Source organism: Plesiomonas shigelloides (assembly GCF_900087055.1).
In the GTDB taxonomy this organism is placed as follows: domain Bacteria; phylum Pseudomonadota; class Gammaproteobacteria; order Enterobacterales; family CAMTGL01; genus Plesiomonas; species Plesiomonas shigelloides.
In genome coordinates this window covers 979,596-997,335 of record NZ_LT575468.1, presented here as the reverse complement: position 1 = coordinate 997,335, position 17,740 = coordinate 979,596, and the positions used below count along the sequence as shown (strand labels likewise).

The window sequence follows — 17,740 nt, the reverse complement described above, 5'->3', positions numbered from 1 at the left end:
CACTCGGAGTAAAAGTCAGACAGGGAAAACTTATGAGGAAAACAGAGAGGGAAAGAGAGAGAGACAAAAAAGCCGCATACCGGGACGCATACGGCAAATACAGCGGAACAAAACGCAGTGTTAGGCCAGACCTCATCGGTGACATGACCTAACACCGTAGACCATCAGCCATTAAAGACCGGCAGATGCCCCAGCATAGACAGAAAATGGAACACGGCCGTCAGCAGACCAAACAGAATCACCATAATGATCATCGGCTGGCCACCTGGTGCGATGAAGCCCTCTTTTCCACCTTTCATAGCACGTGATTTATACGCCAGCAACGCGGGGATAATACAAGCCCATACGGTGGCGGCCGCACCTGCGTAACCGATTGCCACCACGAAACCAAAAGGAAACAGCAATGACATCAACAGCGGTGGGAAGAAAGTGACGGCCCAAGACTTGGTTCGGCCCACTTTGGTGTCATCAAACTTGAAGAAATCCGCCAGAAAATCGAACACCCCAAGACCCACACCAATGAACGATGAGAGAATCGCAGCCATAGAGAACGCATGAATAGCTTTAGCAATGCTAGCCGATTCAATCACACTGCCCAGCTGCTTTAACAGCACATCAACGTTCCCACCTTGTTGGATCACCGGACCAAACTGATCGCGTGGTAAGTTGCCAAAAATACTCACCAACCACAGGCAATACAGCGCCAGCGCAATCACCGTACCGCCCAAAATGGCGCGCTTGGCTTTATGCTCGCAGCCGTAATAGGCGCGCATAGAGGACACCGAATGGTGATAACCGAACGAGGTCAGGGCTACCGGCAACATCGCCATCGCATACGGCGCATACTGATGTTCTTGGCTCACCGAGTCGAACAAGATAGACAAATTCACTTTGCTGGCTAAACCCGAAACGCCGAACACGAAACTTAATACCATGAAGGCAATCAAAATAACCGAAATACGGTCTACGGCGCGGGTGGAATGCCAAACGAATAATGAGAAACAGAGCACAAATAAAACGGAGGCAATTTTACTGTTTATCCCCATCAAATCTTGAATAATTAACCCAGAGGAAGTGATATAGGCATACAGTAATATTCCGCCGACAAAATAGACGGTCAGATTATTGAAGAAATTAACTTTCTCGCCGAGGAGTTCTTTGGTAACGGAGTTAAAAGAGACTTTCAGATCGTAATGTTTAAAGGCTTCTAGCAGCATCCAGCCAGATATCGTCATCACCACCATGGTAATAGCGATTGCCAAAATTGACCACAGCGTCCATGCTCCGGCCCCGGAACTGGGTAATCCCAGCATACCTGCACCGACACACACACTGGCAATAATACAAGAACCACCTATTAAAGAGGGACTCCGTTCCATATTGTGCTCTCTCATTATTCAGATTATCGGGGGGATTTATTATTTTTACGCAAAAAAAGAGCGCAACATTGCTGTTGCGCTCAGAGAGATTTACAGTGCTGCTTCTAATTCAGCGCCCGCTTTCACGTTAGCAGGGGCAATTTCTTTCAAGCGTGCCGTAAAGTGGCGTAATACGGCTGGCTCATAAGTAAATTCCAACCCTTTCACATGATGGGCATTTTTCTTCACCTCTTGGAACGCTTCGATGATGAAGTCCATGTGCGACTGGGTATAGGTTGCGCGTGGAATGGTCAGGCGCAACAACTCAGCCGGGCATGGATGCTGTTTGCCCGTTGCAGGGTCACGACCCAGCAGCAGAGAGCCGATTTCCACCGCGCGGATCCCCGCCACTTTGTACAGCTCACAAGCCAGTGCATGTGCTGGGAACTGATCGGCTGGGATGTGCGGCAGCAGTTTGCCTGCATCCACGAATGCCGCGTGACCACCGGCTTGCTGACAGACCACGCCGATCGCTTCCAGACCATCCACCAGATACTGTACCTGCTGGATCCGATAGGCCAACCACTCCTGACGCATACCGTCGTACAGACCCACAGCCAGACGCTCCATCGCGCCGCCTTCCAGACCACCGTAGGTCGGGAAGCCTTCTTGCACCACGCACAGGGTGCGGCAGTCGGTGTACACATCCATCATGGATTCATCTTTAAAGCACAGCAAACCGCCCATCTGTACCATGGCATCTTTCTTGGCAGACATCGCCAGACCATCAGCGTACTTATAAGTTTCGCGGGTGATCTCTTCGATGGTCCAGTCTTGATAGCCCGGCTCGCGCTGCTGAATAAAGTAGGCGTTTTCGGCAAAGCGCGCGGAGTCCATGATCACGGGGATATCGTATTTACGCGCGATTTCATACACTGCTTTGAGGTTAGCAATAGATACTGGCTGACCACCGGCGGAGTTACAGGTAATGGTGCTGACAATATAAGGGACGTTAGCTGGACCGGCTTCCAGAATCGCCGCTTCCAGTTTCTCCAGATCGAAGTTACCTTTAAAATCTGCCGTCACCGAGGTGTCGAACGCTTCTTTGGTGTAGACGTTTTTCGCTACACAGCAATTCACTTGCGTGTGGCCTTGCGTGGTATCAAAGAAGTAGTTAGACAGCGCCACCATCTTGCTGCGATCCAGCCCTTTTTCTTTTTCACGCTTTTTAATCAATACCGGGATATAAATCTGCTCAGCACCGCGCCCTTGGTGGGTTGGAATAGTCAGCTTATACCCGAAAATATCTTTCACTGCATTGGCCAGCGCATAGTAACTGCGGCTACCGCTGTAAGCTTCATCACCGCGTAACATCGCCGCCTGCATGTCTTGGGTAATCGCACCGGTGCCGCTATCTGTCAGCAGGTCAATAAACACATCTTCACTGTCGAGCAGGAACGGGTTCATCCCTGCATCAACAATCGCTTTTTCACGATAGGCACGGGTAGTACGTTTTACTGGCTCAATAACACGAATACGGAAAGGCTCTGGTAAGTGTTTGAAGTTTTCCATGGTATGACCTTATTTTATTTAATTTGATAAATTAAACGGAATATTTAATCGCAACGAAAAGTTAATGTTATAGGCGAATAATATCCCGCCGAGCCACTAGCTCGAGATAAATTGGACTCACAACGAATCTGGTGTTAATTAACAATCAATAAATCACTAACCGCCGAAATAATTATTTTCGGAGCACTATAGTTATAATTGACTGTATGCAGGCGCAGAGATGCATGACGCATATCTGGCAAAGAGATTATGCAGCAGGAATAAAGAAAGCGATTTTGTGGTCTAGTGTAACCCAACTTTTAGACTGATTTGAGTTAGCCATTTTATTTTCACCCTAAAATATATCTATTTCAGTGAACAAACTCATTATGGAGAGGGAATAATAAATCGTCATCTGCTAATGCATGAAAGTGAGATGTCGAGTACAAAAAATAAAAACTCTTTCCCGCCCGATTTATGGCTTTTTTATTTATAACAGGAATACGGTGTTTTTTGTTACTCAGGCACGGCGAGATGTCACATTTATACTCTGCTTTCTTTCGGTCAATCGGCTACCGCACCGACCTCGGCCAGTTAAGGTTAATGACAAGGATTAAAATCGCAGACACAAAATCATAGACACAAAAAAGGAGGCGGTATGCCTCCTTGCTGTATGGATGAGAGTCAGTAGCGCGTTATGCATACGCCTCGGTGTTGATCCACGCATGCTCGGGCTCCCACGTAAAACGCCATTGGCGCACAGGACCAGCCATCACATTCAGATAATAGTTATCGTAACCGGCCAACGTCGCGACCGGATGATAACCGCGCGGCGCCATCACCACATCTTTGTCATACACCGCCATCGACTCATCCAACGAACGATCATCGGTGTACACGCGCTGGAAACAAAAACCCTGTGGCGGGTTGATACGGTGGTAATAGGTTTCTTCCAGATAAGTTTCGTGTGGTGGATTGGCGGTGTCATGCTTATGACTAGGATAAGAGCTGGTACAGCCCTCTTCGGTGAACACTTCCACCACCAGCAAACTATCGGCCTGCGCGGTGTCAGGCAAAATATTGTGCACATAGCGCCGATTGTGACCACGGCCTCGCGCTTCCGCGCCGATATCCACCGGTGTAATCAGACGCGAGGGATAGGTGCCTTTGCCCGGTGCACGGCATACCGCCAACTCCAACGGCGATAAGGCGGTGATCTGGCAGCTATCGCCTTGCGTTACATATACGGCATAGGGCTTTTTATGCTGCCCGCCAGACTGCGCCGATTCACAGGCAAATGGGTTATCTCGCTCACCGATTGCAGAATATTCAACATGTGGCGTGGTGACCCTCGCCATCCCTCCGAGTAATACCAGACAGCGCTCATCGCTATCGGCAGCAAACGACAGCTGCTGGCCCGCTTGCAATTCATACACAGTAAATCCGACATGCTGCCAGCCCGCCCGCGCCGGCGTGATATTTTGAGTTTGCCCGGTGGCATCAGGCTGCTGGTAACGGGATAACAGGCTTGGCATGTTCAGCTCCTTAAACCTTAGCATGTAAATATCGCGGTTAAATTTGAGACTTAAAAAGTGCGGTTTAGATGCAATCACAGCCAGTATGGCGAGCATACCGGCTGAGTGGTGACCACAATAAGGGTGACAGCAATCGTGGTTAGAACAATCGCGGTTAGAACAATGCGCGCTCACCTAAACCCGATGAGCGCTTAGGTGACCCTTACAGCAAGCCGGCATCCTCGGCAAAGCGATGTAAATTGTTATAGCCAAGGCGCGCGTAAGTCAGCGGATGGGCAATCGCTGGATCTTGCTCCGCTTCCACCACCAACCAGCCTTGGTAATTTACCCGCTTAAGCTCACGGAATACCGCCGGATAGTCCACACAACCATCACCCGGTACGGTATAAACACCGGCCAGTACCGCATTGAGGAAGCTCATTTTTTTGTTCTTCACTTCGGCCAAGACCGCTGGGCGCACATCTTTACAGTGCACGTGGTTGATGCGTTTTGCCCAGCGCGCCGCCACGGCTACCGGATCAACCCCAGCAAAAGTCAGGTGACCGGTATCCAGCAGCAATCCCACTTCCTCACCGGTATGCTGCATCAGCAGATCGATATCCTGCTCAGTTTCAATCATGGTGCCCATGTGATGGTGATAGGCAATCTGCACCCCCTGACTTTGGGTATAGCGGGCAAACTCGGTCAGTTTGGCACCATATTCCGCCCAGCGCTCGGCAGGGAAATGCGGACGCTGATTGACCGGCACTTGCTGCTTACCGTGAATACAATCCGTCACTTCACAGAACACCATCACGTTGGCACCGAGCTCGCGCAGTAAAGTCAGGTGATCTTGCACTGCGGCAATTTCCTCCTCCACACTGCGCGTCAGCAGTTCACCGGAGTACCAGCCAGACACCAGTTTCAGTTGGTGACGCGCCAAAATCGGGCCCAGCAAACTGGCTTGGCGCGGGAACTTGTTGCCGAGTTCAAAGCCTTCGAAACCAGCCAGTTTACCTTCGCTCAGGCAGGTTTCTAGCGGGGTTTCCGCCCCCAGAGAAGGCAGGTCGTCATTGGTCCAGGTCAGCGGGTTAATGCCCAGTTGTACGGTCATGATCGTGCTCCTTGAGATAAGACGGTTCCGGTATCGAATCAATGTAGGTTTGATGTTTTAAATCCTGATTTCCGTAACAAGCTCAATAATGGTTTTCTGATCCAATCTTCTGAAAAGCCCAAGTGATGAGCTCTTCAGAGGCAAATCACTGCGCTTTGCGCTGCCGCCACAAGGCAATCAGACGCAAATAGTTATCACTGATCCGCGCAATTAGGGTGTCATCATCAATGTTGCCGGCCAGCCAATCCCGTGACGGCTGTCCAAACAAGGTGCGGCCCACGGCAAATCCTTTCACGCGGCTGGACGCTGCCGAGGCGGCAAATCCGGCGGCCAGCTCACTTTCTGGCGCATCCAAGCCAAGCAGCACCACACCGCGACAATGTGGATCGCGCTCGGCAATCAAGGCATCCAACGTCTGCCAACTTTCAGCCTGCAGCGGCGGTAACTTCCACCAATCTGGTTTGATGCCAAGGTTATAAAAGCGCTGTACGGCGCGCAGATACAGATCATCGGTGCGCGGCATGTTGGCCGGTAAAATCACTTCCAACAGCAGCTCATGGCCGCTTTGGCAACAGGCGTTATACACTTCGCTGACCATACACTCTTGTTCGCGGCGCAATTGTGGTTGGTCTTCGGGATGGAAGAACACCAGACACTTCACCACGTGCTCTAGCGGCCAGCTCACCAGCTGAGAGCCAATATCGCCGTGCTCCAACGCCAGCGGACGTGACCCTGGCAGCTCAATCGGTCGGCCAATCCACCAGCCGCGACCGGTAACATCATTGAGCACATCCTGACCGTAGGTGCTATCGCACAATAACCCCGCCTGCCCTTGTAGCCCAGCCATCTCAGCACTGCGACGGCTGGCGGCATAGATCAGCGATTTCAGCTGCGAAATACGGCTGAGCGGCGCTCCGGCCTCACGCGCCATATCGACAAACTGACTGCGATGATCGAAGGCCATCACGCACAGCTCATCCCAGCGCTGAGCACGCGTGGTCACGCGGTGCAAGTGATTAAGACGCTCATCCAAATCCGGACGCGGCACTTCTGCGGCGCGGCTTAAATAGTCGTCTAACTCTTCAGCGGTTGGCATCGCTGGCGCACAGCCGTGGCGCGACACCACCAATGCGCCACAAGCATTGGCATAGGCGCACGCTTGCTCCCAGCTCTCACCACGCAAATAACCGCGCAGCAAACCTGACATAAAGGCATCGCCCGCGCCCAACACATTCAGTACCGCCACGCGCACACCCTGTACGGTGATCCCCTCATCCAACGTCGCCGGAATAGCATCGGTAAAGACCGAACAGCCGAGCGGACCGCGCTTGCACACCAGTACCGCGCCGGTCAACTCACGCACCTTACGCAAGGCAGCGATGGTATCGGTTGAGCCACCGGCAATGTGGAACTCCTCCTCGGTGCCGACAATTAAGTCAAACAGCCCCAACACCTCTTGCAGCTGCGCGGTGACTTGCTCATCGGCGATGAAACGGGTTTCACCATCCCCCAAGGATGTCAGCCCCCACAGTACCGGGCGGTAATCCAGATCAATAGCGGTTTGTACGCCGTGACGGCGGGCATAGTGCAGCGCAGTCAGTACGGCATCGCGAGTTTTCGGGTGTGACAGGTGGGTGCCGGTGATCGCCAAACAACGTGCAGAAGCGATGTAGTTTTCATCCACATCGGCACGGGTAATCGCCATATCGGCACAATTTTCACGGTAGAAAATCAGCGGGAAAGTCTCTTGGTCTTTAATGCCCAGCAGCACTAAAGCAGTCAGGTGTTCATGGTCAGTGATCAGATGGCTGGTATCACATCCTGCGCGGTTTAACTCTTCACGCAGGAAACGGCCCATGTGTTCATCTCCCACCCGCGCCAGCATGGAAGAGCGCAACCCCAAGCGCGCGGTGCCAAAGGCAACGTTGCCAGATGAACCGCCGAGATATTTGGCGAAGCTACCCATGTCTTCCAGACGAGAGCCAATCTGCCGGCCGTACAAATCTACCGCCACTCGCCCCATACAAATCAGATCAAACTTTTTTTCACTGTTCATGACTGACTCCATTCTCCATTACCCGCTGGGTAAACAGCAAAAGTGCAGGCTGCGCTTACTCTTGCCGGATGATTTTCGCCGAATGCTCCTTGGTGCTCACCCAAGCTAGCTCCCCGCTCCGGCATTTCATACCAATCACGATACGGAATATTTATTTCACTAACAATGATTTTTGAACTTAAAATTTCAACATGTGATCAGACAGGAACTTTTGTTTCGCCAGAAGTCACAACACCGCACTCATCCCCCATCGCGTCAGATCAATTCACTATGCAACGAACCCAATAGACAGCTCACTTAACACGCAGAGCCAAAGTAAGAGAAAAAGAAAAATAAGGAGTAAGAGGGAAAAAGAGAGAACCCCGCGGATGAAATGAAATGCATGAAACGGCAGGTTAAGTGCTCAGCGAGTCAAGGCAAACTGCGGGCAACAACACTGCAGAATAAGAGACAGCAGGACATGAGATAGTTCGCATTCTGCCTAGCACGAAATCAGTAAAATAAATTTTTAATTCATAGGGATAGAATGACGTGACCGGTAGCGTATTTGCCGCAATTTTGCTGGCCGCTTTTTTACATGCACTATGGAACGCGCTGGCCAAACGTCATCCACAAGGACAAACCGGGGTACAGTGGGTCGCCCTGTTTTCGGGGGTATTTGCCCTGTTGCCACTGCCATGGGTCGGCTTGCCACACGCGGCGGAATTACCTTGGCTGATGCTGTCACTCCTGATGCACACCGGTTATCTCTTATTTTTAGGCAAAGCCTACCAATTGGGGGATTTCGGCCAGATTTATCCTCTCGCACGCGGTAGCGCACCGTTACTCACCCTGCTGGCCGGTGCAGTGCTGCTCGGGGAATGGCCCCCCGAAACGGCGGCGCTAGGCGCAGTAGTGCTGATTGGCGGCATTTTATTGATGGCGCGAGCCAGCGCGGTGCGCGCTGTGTCACCGATAGCGGGCACGCCGCAAACCACCGCAGTTCAAGCCCCAACAGTAAGCCGAGTGCGCTTAATGGCCACCATCGGCGCGACCGCCTTGTGCACCACCGGCTATTCGCTGGCTGATGGCATGGGAGCTCGAGCCGGTGACATGCCGATCCGCTATGCGCTGTGGCTGTTTTCCTTAACTGCGTTGCTCACGCCATTCTTACTACGCCGCTATGCCGGTGTACATTGGTGGCGACCGGGGCGTCGAGTGTTGGTGCGCAGTGCCATTGGCGGTGCGCTGTCACTTATCGCTTACGGGATCGTAATTTGGGCGATGAGTCAGGCTCCGATTGGCTTAGTCGCGGCCCTACGTGAAAGCAGCGTGCTGTTCGCGCTACTGCTTTCGGTTGTGTGGCTCGGCGAGCCGCTACAGCGGCGGCGACTGTTAGCTGGCCTGACTATCTTAGCGGGGATCTTGCTGCTCAAGCTGGGTACGTGAGTACCCGCTTACCTTAACGCGTCACGACAGACTACGCCGATACAGCTCACCCAGTTGCGGACGCCGACCGGCAAAGATGTGTTTCATCTGTACCAACAGCAATTCCCCCGTCGCGACGGCATCGGCTAGGGCATTGTGCGCCAGATAAGCGGGCAATCCGTAACTGCGGCGAATCTCACTGAGTCGATAATCTCGCCGAGCAGAATGTCGATTGCTTACCAGCGAGCGTTCCAGAGCCAAAGTATCGAGCCACAGCAGCGGTAACTCCGCCTGTAGGCCGAAGCAGGTACTCACCCACTGCTGCAAAAACTGCTGTTCAATGGCCGCGCCATGCGCAACTAAAATGGGAAAACCAGCATGCGCAGGCTCTGTACGCATTGCGCCATGCGGTTGAACCTCGCCCCTAACTCCGCACTCAACATCGGCCATAGCACGAGCGGTATTCTGACCGGCTAACACAGTGAACAGGTGCATCAACGCCTGTGAGGCGCTCATCCCTTGTTGCAGGGTTTGCGGCAAGATGTGGTTAATCACAGCGGTATCGGCGCGCACCTGCGCACAGGCATCCAAATACAGGTGTTGTGATTGGCCCAGCTGCACCATGCCAGCACGGATCGGCACCATCCCGAGAGATAATACGCTGTCTTGCTGCGCATCTAGCCCCGTGGTTTCCATATCCAACACCAGCATATCCAACGACCACGGGTCGACATCGCTGGCGGGCAATGGTGGCAACAAAAACTGATGAACTAAAGGCTGCACTGCCTGCAATGTAAGGAAGTGCTCACGTCGTAAGGCCAAGCGCGACAGGGGATCGCGGCGAAAATGGCGCAAGGCGCTAAATATGCTCATCGCAAAATCCCCTGCGCATGAAAACGCTGCATTGCCGCTTCTTGGGTACGTGCAATGATCCGAAACGCGTCTTTCAAATGGTTGCGCTCAAATTGGGTTAAATCCGCGGGCGAAACGCTATTGGCAGGGCGGCGACCTTGCAACATGGCTTGTCGCTGATGGGTAAAACGTACCTGATTGATAAAATAAAACGCCTCACACAGCTCACGCCGACTGCCTTCGCTAATAATACCGGCTTGCACCGCGCCACTGAGACGACTGTCAGTATCGGTGGCACGGCAATCACCGGCTAAAGCATAAATACGGGCTAATTCGACAATCAGGTTCACCGCCTGCTTTTTAATGTGCAGCACGCTGCGATTTTCGCCATCGCGCGCCAACACAAACTGGCGAAACATGCCGAGCGGCGGGGTGATCCTCAGCGAATTGGCCACCAGCACCGCAATAAAGCGTCGATTGGCCGCCGTTTCGGCATACAGATAGCGCTGCAAACGCTCGACCAGCGCCGTTGAGCCATACAGCGCCCGCAAATCGAGAAATACGCTGACATTCAATAGCGCCTCAGCTTCAGGCTCTCGCACCCAGTGCCGGTAATAGCCTTCCCAAGTACGAATATCGGTACACCACTGCGGATTTGACGCCATCATATGCCCCGGGCACAGTGGATAACCGCACTCGGCCAGCGCATAGCAAACCCACTCCGCCAGTCGGCGAAAATACTCTTTCTCTTCGCCGCTGACCGGCCGACCGGTGATAATGGCATTGTCTTGATCCGAGAGCGGATGCATCTCTTGGCGCGCCTGAGAGCCGGCCACCATCCACGCATAGTCGCACGGCGGCGCGCCCAGCTCGCGCTCGGCCAATTGCAGTAAACGCTTATTAAAGGCATCAGCAATCAGGGTCATCATCTGTTGAATGGTGCGCACATGAGCGCCATTTTCCACCAGCGCTTCAAAAATCGCTTGGCGCTGCACGCCCAGCGCCCGTAGGGCTGTGACGGACTCTTGCCGATAAATACGGCTGATCAGAAACACCGCCTGCACCCGACTTTTGCTGACCAAACTGGTGGCGGTCAGTACGCCGCACACCTTGCCCAGATCCACCACCGGCAAGCTGCGCACGTTATGCTGCATCATCAGCTCCACGGCGCGCAGCAGCGGTTCACGGGCATCAATGGTGCACGGCGACACCGTCATCACCTCGGCCACTGGGCCGCTGAGGTCGCGTCCCTCGGCGACCACCCGTTTGGTCAAGTCGCGATCGGTGATGATGCCGAGCAGCCGTTCATCGTCCATCACCAACGCCGAGGAGCGATGACAGCGCACCATCTCGCGCGCGGCGGCGCTAATCGAGGAGTGCGGCGTCACTACGGCCATATCGCGATTGACCATCTCGGCCACCGGCTTGAGGTACAGCAAATCATCGTCGGTGAGGCTGGTACGTGTCTGGCCGCCGGCCAGACGCTGATGCTCGGCGGTAGCAAAATGGTGCTGCAACGCCGGGTTGTCAGTCATCACCTGATACAGCACCGCTTTGGGGATGCGGTACAGCAAGGTATTTTCCAATGCGGTCACGCTGTAGGCACTGTCGCCCTCGCGCTCTAGCTGACTAAATCCGAACAAATCGCCACTGCCCAGACGGGCGCGCAAGGTGCGATCAGGATGGCGCTGCTCGACCGCGCCGCTTCGCACTAGATACAGCCCTTGTCCCACCAATAATGTGGCCGGTAGCGTTTCCCCCTGCACCCAGTACGAAATATCAATCTGCGCTGCCAGCTCGGCGCGCACTGCGTCTGGCAAAGCATCAAACGGGTCGATTTGTGATAAAAACAGGCAGATATTGGGCAGCAACGACTCATCCATCACCGGAATGCTCCTTTTTGATCTTGTCATTTTTTATCTTGTACTCTGAACATCCCCTGACTCTCGCTAGCCAAGGCACGCCAAATAGCAACGCCCCCGCGCGACGTCAAAGCGATAGCGCAGGGGCGTGATGACACTCAACTTAGGTTGGCCAATACTCGGCATCCCCAAATTGTGGGCTCGCAATTAAGCCTCATCCTCCAACTCTGGCACCATTGGCTGATTACGCTGCATACCAAACAGCTCGCGCCCAATGCCCCAGAACACATAACCCAGCGCTGCCACCGCGAAGGTGTAATACACCGCCATCAACCAGCCCGGTACGTTTTGCGCCAAGAACACGTACATAGACACTGAACCCAAGGTGATCAGCACCGCCACCGGACGCACCAGCGACCACGGCTGAATATCCACCTGCTTGGTGTACACCTCTTGATAAGCCTCTTGCGGGAAGAAGTGACCAATCAGCAGCATGAATACCACGTTCAGCAAAAACAAAATGCCGAGCAGATGGAAGAAGTGGATATCGACCTTGAACACGAAGTTAAACAGGATATAGGCCGACATGCCGAACAGCAGACCCAACTTGGCGGCAATTGCCGGTACGCGTTTGGTCAGCAAACCGACCAACACCACGCTCAGAATTGGCGCGTTGAAAATACCTTGCAGCTGTTGGATCAGGTAGAACAAACCATCTGGCGCATTCGCCACCAGCGGTGCCACGATCATGGAAATCAGCGCCAGCCCTAAGCCCAGATATTTACCCACGGCCACGGTTTGCGCTTCGGTCGCATCCGGTTTGAGGGATTTTTTGAAGATGTTGACGGTAAACAACGTCACCGAGGAGTTCAAACCGCCGCTGAAAGTTGAGAATACCGCCCCCACCACGACTGCGGCGAAGAACCCAACCAACACTTCTGGCAGCACCAGTTGCACCAGATTCGGGTACGCGTTATCAGGATTATCAATCTGCCCTTGGAAAATATGGAAGGCGATAATGCCCGGCAAAATGATGATGGATGGGATCATCAGTTTGAAAAAGGCGCACAGCAGAACCCCTTTTTGCCCTTCAGCCAGATTCTTGGCTCCCAGCGCTTTTTGCACAATCGACTGGTTCGTACACCAGAAAAACATGTTGGAGATGATAAGACCGGTGAACAAGGTGGAAAACGGCACCAGCGAATCTTCCGCACCGATAGAGTTAAACTTGGCTGGGTTATTGGTGTACACCTCAACCATACCAGTCCACACGTTGCCGTCGCCAACATAAGCCAGCGCAAACAGCGTTACCATCAAACCACCGGTGATCAAACCCACCCCGTTGATGGTATCGGCCACCGCGATGGCTTTGATCCCGCCAAATACCGCGTAAATCGCGCCCAAACCGCCCACGCCCCACACCATGATCCACAGCGCGGTGGTTTTATCCACGCTGAACACATGCGAGACTTGAAACAGGCTTTCCAGCGCAATCGCCCCGGTATACAGCACGATCGGCAGCAGCGAAATCACGTACATCCCCAAGAATAAAATCGAAGTGATGGTCAGCGTTTGCTTATCAAAGCGCCGTTCAAGGTATTCGGGAATGGTTGAGATCCCCAGTTTTAAGTATTTCGGCAAGAATACGATAGCGAATAACACAATGGTCATCGCCGCCATCACTTCCCACGCCATAACGATAAAACCGGTGCGAAATGACAGGCCATTTAAGCCGACCAAGTGCTCGGTGGAGAGGTTCATCAGCAGCATAGAGCCGCCGATATAGATGCCGGTCAGCGAACGTCCGCCCAGAAAATAGCCTTCGGCGGAATCGGTCAGATGAGCATTATGGGTTTTGTAATACGCAAATCCGGCCACGAACAGGGTAAAACCGACAAACGAAATAAAAGCTAACATTGTGTGCTTCTCCGTGTCTTTCGTTTCTGTTTTACGTTACCGCCCCTTCCACAGGCGGCACGGACACTCTCTAAGAGGGGTACAATCGGATCAGACAGCAGGGGCGTTGCCGCCCCTGACAGATAAGGGAATTACAGCTGAACTTCTTTGCCGCTGCGTAGGGATTCCAGCGCTTTGTCCGCCAGATACAGGGCTTGTTCGCCATCATAGCCGCTGCATTGTGGCTCGGCGCGACCGGCCAACACATCGGCAAAATGCTCCCACTCGGCCTGATAGGCGGCGGCATAACGCTGCAAGAAGAAGTGTTCAGGTTTAGCGGCTACGCAGCCCGCTTCGCTCCACTGCTCAACGGCGTTTTCGTGGATATTTTTCGCCGTCAGCAAGCCTTGTGAACCGTGCAGCTCAATGCGCTGATCATAGCCATAACCGGAGCGACGGCTGTTGGAGATCGTCGCCATAGCGCCCGATGGGAAGGTCAGCACCACAAACGCAGTATCAATATCACCGGCAGCGCCGATGGCCGGATCCACCAGATTGCTGCCTTTGGCGTACACGGCAACCGGGTCTTCGCCCATGATGAAACGCGCCATATCAAAGTCATGGATGGTCATATCGCGGAACATCCCACCGGAGACTTTGACATAGGTGGCTGGCGGCGGCGACGGGTCACGGGAGGTGATCACCAAAGACTCCGCCTTGCCAATCGCGCCTGCGCTCAGCATTTCGCGCACTTTACGAAATTGCGGGTCATAACGGCGGTTAAAGCCGATAAATAGCGGGACATTGCACTCACGTACGGTAGCCAGACAATCGCGCACCCGCGCCAAGTCCAGATGCACCGGTTTTTCGCAGAAGATAGCCTTGCCGGCGCGCGCCGCTTGCTCAATCAAATCGGCATGGGTATCGGTGGCCGAGGCAATCATCACTGCCTGCACATTCGGATCGGCCATGGCCTCTTCGGCACTCTGCACTTTGGCGCCATACTTGTGCGCCAACGCTTCAGCACCGGCCTGGTGCGGGTCAATCACCGAGTACAGGCAAGTTTCCTTGTGTCCGGCAATGTTCACGGCATGGACCTGTCCGATGCGGCCAGCTCCGAATAACGCGATATTGTACATAGCAACTCCTTGATACTGTGTATCCGTAAGGTAGAGAGGCAGAGGTCAGCGCATGGGCGCGGCATCTGCTGTTGTTCTGTTGTTATGTCCCAGCGCCGGTCACCCTATCGGCCTGCTCGCAAGCCCTTCGTGTCGGCATCCATGCTGGTATGCTAAAAACATAGCACGCGAAACGTTTATTTCAATTTAATTTATATTGGATATTTTATTTTTGCTGGCGAGGTAACAGTTTGCATCAATTCACGCTGAACCGATGTCAGCGCGGTCGCATAACGTAATTAATTCAATAAAAAACATTGTGTTACGAGTCTGATTGGACGCTATTCGGCTCGAGTCCCGCAGCATCGCCCTGCGCAAGATCACGCCACCATGATGAAACTGCTAAGCCATACAACCATAAAATTGAAGAAATGAAAGTTCCATTTTTACTGAATGCGAAATACAAGTGCAGCAAATGACACGCGAAGCGTAGCGGCAAGAAAAAGGGAGCAAAGAGAATAGAAAAAGACGATAAAGGCAATTGAATAAGATAAAAGAAAGAAAATAACGCAAAGAACAACAAGGCGCAGGGAACGAAAAAAGGGGGCCTACGCCCCCGAACAGCAGAAACAGGCCAGCGCACACGAATCAGCACGCCGTCTGAACAGCTAAAGCAGAGCGATTAACTCCGCAGGCTCACTCACCATGGCCGGTCGCCCCAGCGCCCGGCCTATACCCATGACTTAAGCATTAATCCATGACTTAAGCATTAATATTGACGCGCTACCGTACGCAGCACCTGCTGAATATCCTCGGCCGCCGCCACAATGGCCGGATTATCCGCCACCTGCGCCGTGCCGGTGCGCCACCAGGCGGCGTAACCGTGGGTCATGGTTTTGGGCAGCACTTTGATATCTATCAGCACCGGCGCGGTTTGCTGCGCGGCATCGGCCAATGCAGCCAACAATTCGGCTTCATTGTGCACTCGATAACTCACGCAGCCATAACTGGCGGCGTTGGCCGCAAAGTCCACCTTCACAAGTGGCCCACTCATCTGGCCAGTACGGGGATCGCGATGCCGGTTTTCGGTGCCGAAACTGCCCATTCCCTGCCCCATTTGCAGGTTATTGATGCAACCAAAACCGGCGTTATCAAACAGCAGCACGGTAATTTTGATCCCCTCTTGTACTGCCGTTTGCAGCTCAGAATGCAGCATCAGATAAGAGCCATCGCCGACAAAAGCATACACCGGCTGCTGCGGAGCGGCGATCTTCGCGCCCACCGCGGCGGCAATCTCATAACCCATGCACGAATAGCCGTACTCCATGTGGTAAGTGTCAGCCACTTTCGGTCGCCACATGCGCTGCAAATCTCCTGGCAGCGAGCCGGCCGCGCCGACCACAATCGCATCCGGTGCTAAGACTTGGTCTAACAGCCCCAGCACGCGGGTTTGCGTCAAATGGGTTTGCAGGGTATCCATATACTCCGGCAGGCGATCATCGAGCTGACCGGCCACTTCCGGCACAAACTGCTCATCCACCTCAATGGCAGCCAAGCGTTGCCACTCTTGCTCCCACGCGGCTCTCGCTTGGGCAATCTCGTTGCCATAAGCGGCCTGATAGCCGGTTGGCGCTAACACGCCATGCAGCGCTTGCAGCGCAGCGCGCGCATCAGCTACCACCGGCACCGCATCGAGCTTCATGGCATCAAAAGCCGCGATATTGATAGTCAGAAAATCCACCTGTGGATGGCGGAACAAGCTTTTTGATGCCGTAGTGAAATCAGTGAAACGGGTTCCGACCCCGATAATCAAATCCGCTTCTGCCGCCAAGGTATTGGCCGCCAAACAACCGGTGGTACCCAGCCCGCCACAGTTGAGCGGGTGATCGGCAGGGATCGCCCCTTTACCCGCTTGCGTTTCCGCAAACGGAATGCCAAAGCACTCGGCGAAACGGCGAAACGCCTCATGCGCCTGCGAGTAACGCACCCCACCACCGCACACCAACAGCGGTTTTTTCTTTGATAGCAATAAAGTCAGGGCATCATCCAGCATCGCCGCGGTTGGCGGGCGGCGCTCCAAACGGTGCACGCGCTTGCGAAAGAAAGAATCGGGGAAATCATAGGCTTCGGCTTGCACATCTTGCGGCAGACACACCGTAACCGCGCCCGTATCGGCCGGATCGGTCAGCACACGCATGGCATTAAGCATCGCACTCATCAGCTGCTCTGGGCGCGAAACGCGATCCCAATAGCGCGATACCGGACGGAAACAGTCGTTGGTGCTGATCGAGGCATCATGATACTGCTCCACCTGCTGCAACACCGGATCAGGCTGGCGGGTCGCAAACAGATCGCCAGGCAGTAACAAAATCGGCAGGCGGTTGGCGGTGGCTGTCGCGGCGGCCGTCACCATATTGGCCGCGCCCGGCCCTACTGATGAGGTAACCGCACAGATCCGACGGCGTTTGTGCTGTTTGGCAAAACCGAGCGCGATGTGCGCCATCCCTTGCTCATTGCAGCCTTGATACACCTGTAAGTCACCGGCATCTTGCTCCAACGCCTGCCCCAATCCCAGCACGTTACCATGCCCGAAAATGGTGAAGATCCCGTGTACGAACTTCTCTTCCACGCCGTCCACGTCGATATATTGCTGGTTCAAAAATTTCACCAGCGCCTGTGCGGTTGTCATTCTCTCTGTGCGCATAGCCACAACTCCAGATTCCCTGCTACCGTCACGCTGCCCGCATAACGGCGGCGCGCCTGCTTTCCGGCCAAGCCGGTGCCTTTGCTGTTCGCATTATTTCCATAACGATTACTTTATAGAATATTTATTTCATTTAAAGATTTATTCGAAATGAAATTGCCGGAGTGTGATCCGCATGCGGTTAAGCAGCACGCTGCCATCCACGCACGAAATCGAAAAAGACAGAAGACAGAAGACAGAAGACAGAAGACAGAAGACAGAAGACAGAAGACAGAAGACAGAAGAGTAACCCCGAGCCCACACCGCGC

The 17,740-nt window shown here is 53.7% G+C and carries 12 protein-coding genes; 1 reads left to right on the top strand and 11 read right to left on the bottom strand.

Features of this window, described 5'->3' with window-relative positions; translation table 11 throughout:
* Positions 1-164 precede the first annotated feature (164 nt).
* From NCTC9997_RS04395 to NCTC9997_RS04370, 6 genes are all read right to left on the bottom strand, one after another.
* Complete coding sequence (locus NCTC9997_RS04395) at positions 165-1,379, bottom strand: aromatic amino acid transporter (RefSeq protein ID WP_064977415.1); 1,215 nt, start codon at positions 1,377-1,379, stop codon at positions 165-167.
* A gap of 90 nt (positions 1,380-1,469) precedes the next feature.
* Positions 1,470-2,930, bottom strand: coding sequence for a tryptophanase (tnaA, locus tag NCTC9997_RS04390; protein ID WP_064977414.1), 1,461 nt, complete (start codon positions 2,928-2,930; stop codon positions 1,470-1,472).
* A gap of 247 nt (positions 2,931-3,177) precedes the next feature.
* On the bottom strand, positions 3,178-3,252 hold the full coding sequence (gene tnaC, locus NCTC9997_RS15470) for a tryptophanase leader peptide (RefSeq protein ID WP_071596455.1): 75 nt from the start codon (positions 3,250-3,252) through the stop codon (positions 3,178-3,180).
* A 352-nt stretch (positions 3,253-3,604) separates the two neighbouring features.
* Entirely contained in the window at positions 3,605-4,444 is an 840-nt protein-coding gene (gene iolB / locus NCTC9997_RS04380) for a 5-deoxy-glucuronate isomerase (RefSeq protein ID WP_064977413.1), read from the bottom strand.
* Positions 4,445-4,646: 202 nt separating this feature from the next.
* Positions 4,647-5,537, bottom strand: coding sequence for a myo-inosose-2 dehydratase (gene iolE / locus NCTC9997_RS04375; protein ID WP_064977412.1), 891 nt, complete (start codon positions 5,535-5,537; stop codon positions 4,647-4,649).
* A gap of 145 nt (positions 5,538-5,682) precedes the next feature.
* Positions 5,683-7,593 carry a bifunctional 5-dehydro-2-deoxygluconokinase/5-dehydro-2-deoxyphosphogluconate aldolase gene (locus tag NCTC9997_RS04370; protein WP_064977411.1) on the bottom strand — a complete coding sequence of 637 codons (1,911 nt, stop codon included), beginning with the start codon at positions 7,591-7,593 and terminating at the stop codon, positions 5,683-5,685.
* 531 nt (positions 7,594-8,124) lie between these two features.
* Between NCTC9997_RS04370 and NCTC9997_RS04365 the strand changes: the two genes are divergently transcribed.
* Entirely contained in the window at positions 8,125-9,021 is an 897-nt protein-coding gene (locus NCTC9997_RS04365) for a DMT family transporter (protein WP_064977410.1), read from the top strand.
* A gap of 21 nt (positions 9,022-9,042) precedes the next feature.
* Here the strand turns inward: NCTC9997_RS04365 and NCTC9997_RS04360 are convergent, their stop codons facing one another.
* The 5 genes from NCTC9997_RS04360 to iolD all read right to left on the bottom strand — a co-directional run bounded on the left by NCTC9997_RS04360 (position 9,043) and on the right by iolD (position 17,432).
* The gene (locus tag NCTC9997_RS04360) at positions 9,043-9,873 is read right to left on the bottom strand and encodes an exonuclease domain-containing protein (protein ID WP_064977409.1); all 831 of its coding nucleotides are present in this window, start codon (positions 9,871-9,873) and stop codon (positions 9,043-9,045) included.
* Positions 9,870-11,735, bottom strand: a complete 1,866-nt coding sequence (locus NCTC9997_RS04355; RefSeq protein WP_064977408.1) for a DUF294 nucleotidyltransferase-like domain-containing protein — start codon at positions 11,733-11,735, stop codon at positions 9,870-9,872. Before NCTC9997_RS04355 ends, NCTC9997_RS04360 begins: the two co-directional genes overlap by 4 nt.
* A gap of 186 nt (positions 11,736-11,921) precedes the next feature.
* Positions 11,922-13,631: a solute:sodium symporter family transporter gene (locus NCTC9997_RS04350; protein ID WP_010862168.1), complete on the bottom strand. Its 1,710-nt coding sequence runs from the start codon at positions 13,629-13,631 to the stop codon at positions 11,922-11,924.
* A gap of 131 nt (positions 13,632-13,762) precedes the next feature.
* The gene (gene iolG, locus NCTC9997_RS04345; protein WP_010862169.1) at positions 13,763-14,749 is read right to left on the bottom strand and encodes an inositol 2-dehydrogenase; all 987 of its coding nucleotides are present in this window, start codon (positions 14,747-14,749) and stop codon (positions 13,763-13,765) included.
* Positions 14,750-15,497: 748 nt separating this feature from the next.
* Positions 15,498-17,432 (bottom strand): 3D-(3,5/4)-trihydroxycyclohexane-1,2-dione acylhydrolase (decyclizing), encoded by a 1,935-nt coding sequence (gene iolD, locus NCTC9997_RS04340; protein WP_064977407.1) that lies wholly within the window; start codon positions 17,430-17,432, stop codon positions 15,498-15,500.
* Positions 17,433-17,740 lie beyond the last annotated feature (308 nt).

What these genes read in the sequence shown, in the direction of transcription:
- NCTC9997_RS04355 (WP_064977408.1), bottom strand. Translation starts at nt 11,735, where the DNA reads ATGGATGAGTCGTTGCTGCCCAATATCTGCCTGTTTTTATCACAAATC.
- iolE (WP_064977412.1), bottom strand. Translation starts at nt 5,537, where the DNA reads ATGACCGTACAACTGGGCATTAACCCGCTGACCTGGACCAATGACGAC.
- tnaA (WP_064977414.1), bottom strand. Translation starts at nt 2,930, where the DNA reads ATGGAAAACTTCAAACACTTACCAGAGCCTTTCCGTATTCGTGTTATT.
- iolG (WP_010862169.1), bottom strand. Translation starts at nt 14,749, where the DNA reads ATGTACAATATCGCGTTATTCGGAGCTGGCCGCATCGGACAGGTCCAT.
- NCTC9997_RS04350 (WP_010862168.1), bottom strand. Translation starts at nt 13,631, where the DNA reads ATGTTAGCTTTTATTTCGTTTGTCGGTTTTACCCTGTTCGTGGCCGGA.
- NCTC9997_RS04370 (WP_064977411.1), bottom strand. Translation starts at nt 7,593, where the DNA reads ATGAACAGTGAAAAAAAGTTTGATCTGATTTGTATGGGGCGAGTGGCG.
- iolD (WP_064977407.1), bottom strand. Translation starts at nt 17,432, where the DNA reads ATGCGCACAGAGAGAATGACAACCGCACAGGCGCTGGTGAAATTTTTG.
- iolB (WP_064977413.1), bottom strand. Translation starts at nt 4,444, where the DNA reads ATGCCAAGCCTGTTATCCCGTTACCAGCAGCCTGATGCCACCGGGCAA.
- NCTC9997_RS04360 (WP_064977409.1), bottom strand. Translation starts at nt 9,873, where the DNA reads ATGAGCATATTTAGCGCCTTGCGCCATTTTCGCCGCGATCCCCTGTCG.
- NCTC9997_RS04395 (WP_064977415.1), bottom strand. Translation starts at nt 1,379, where the DNA reads ATGGAACGGAGTCCCTCTTTAATAGGTGGTTCTTGTATTATTGCCAGT.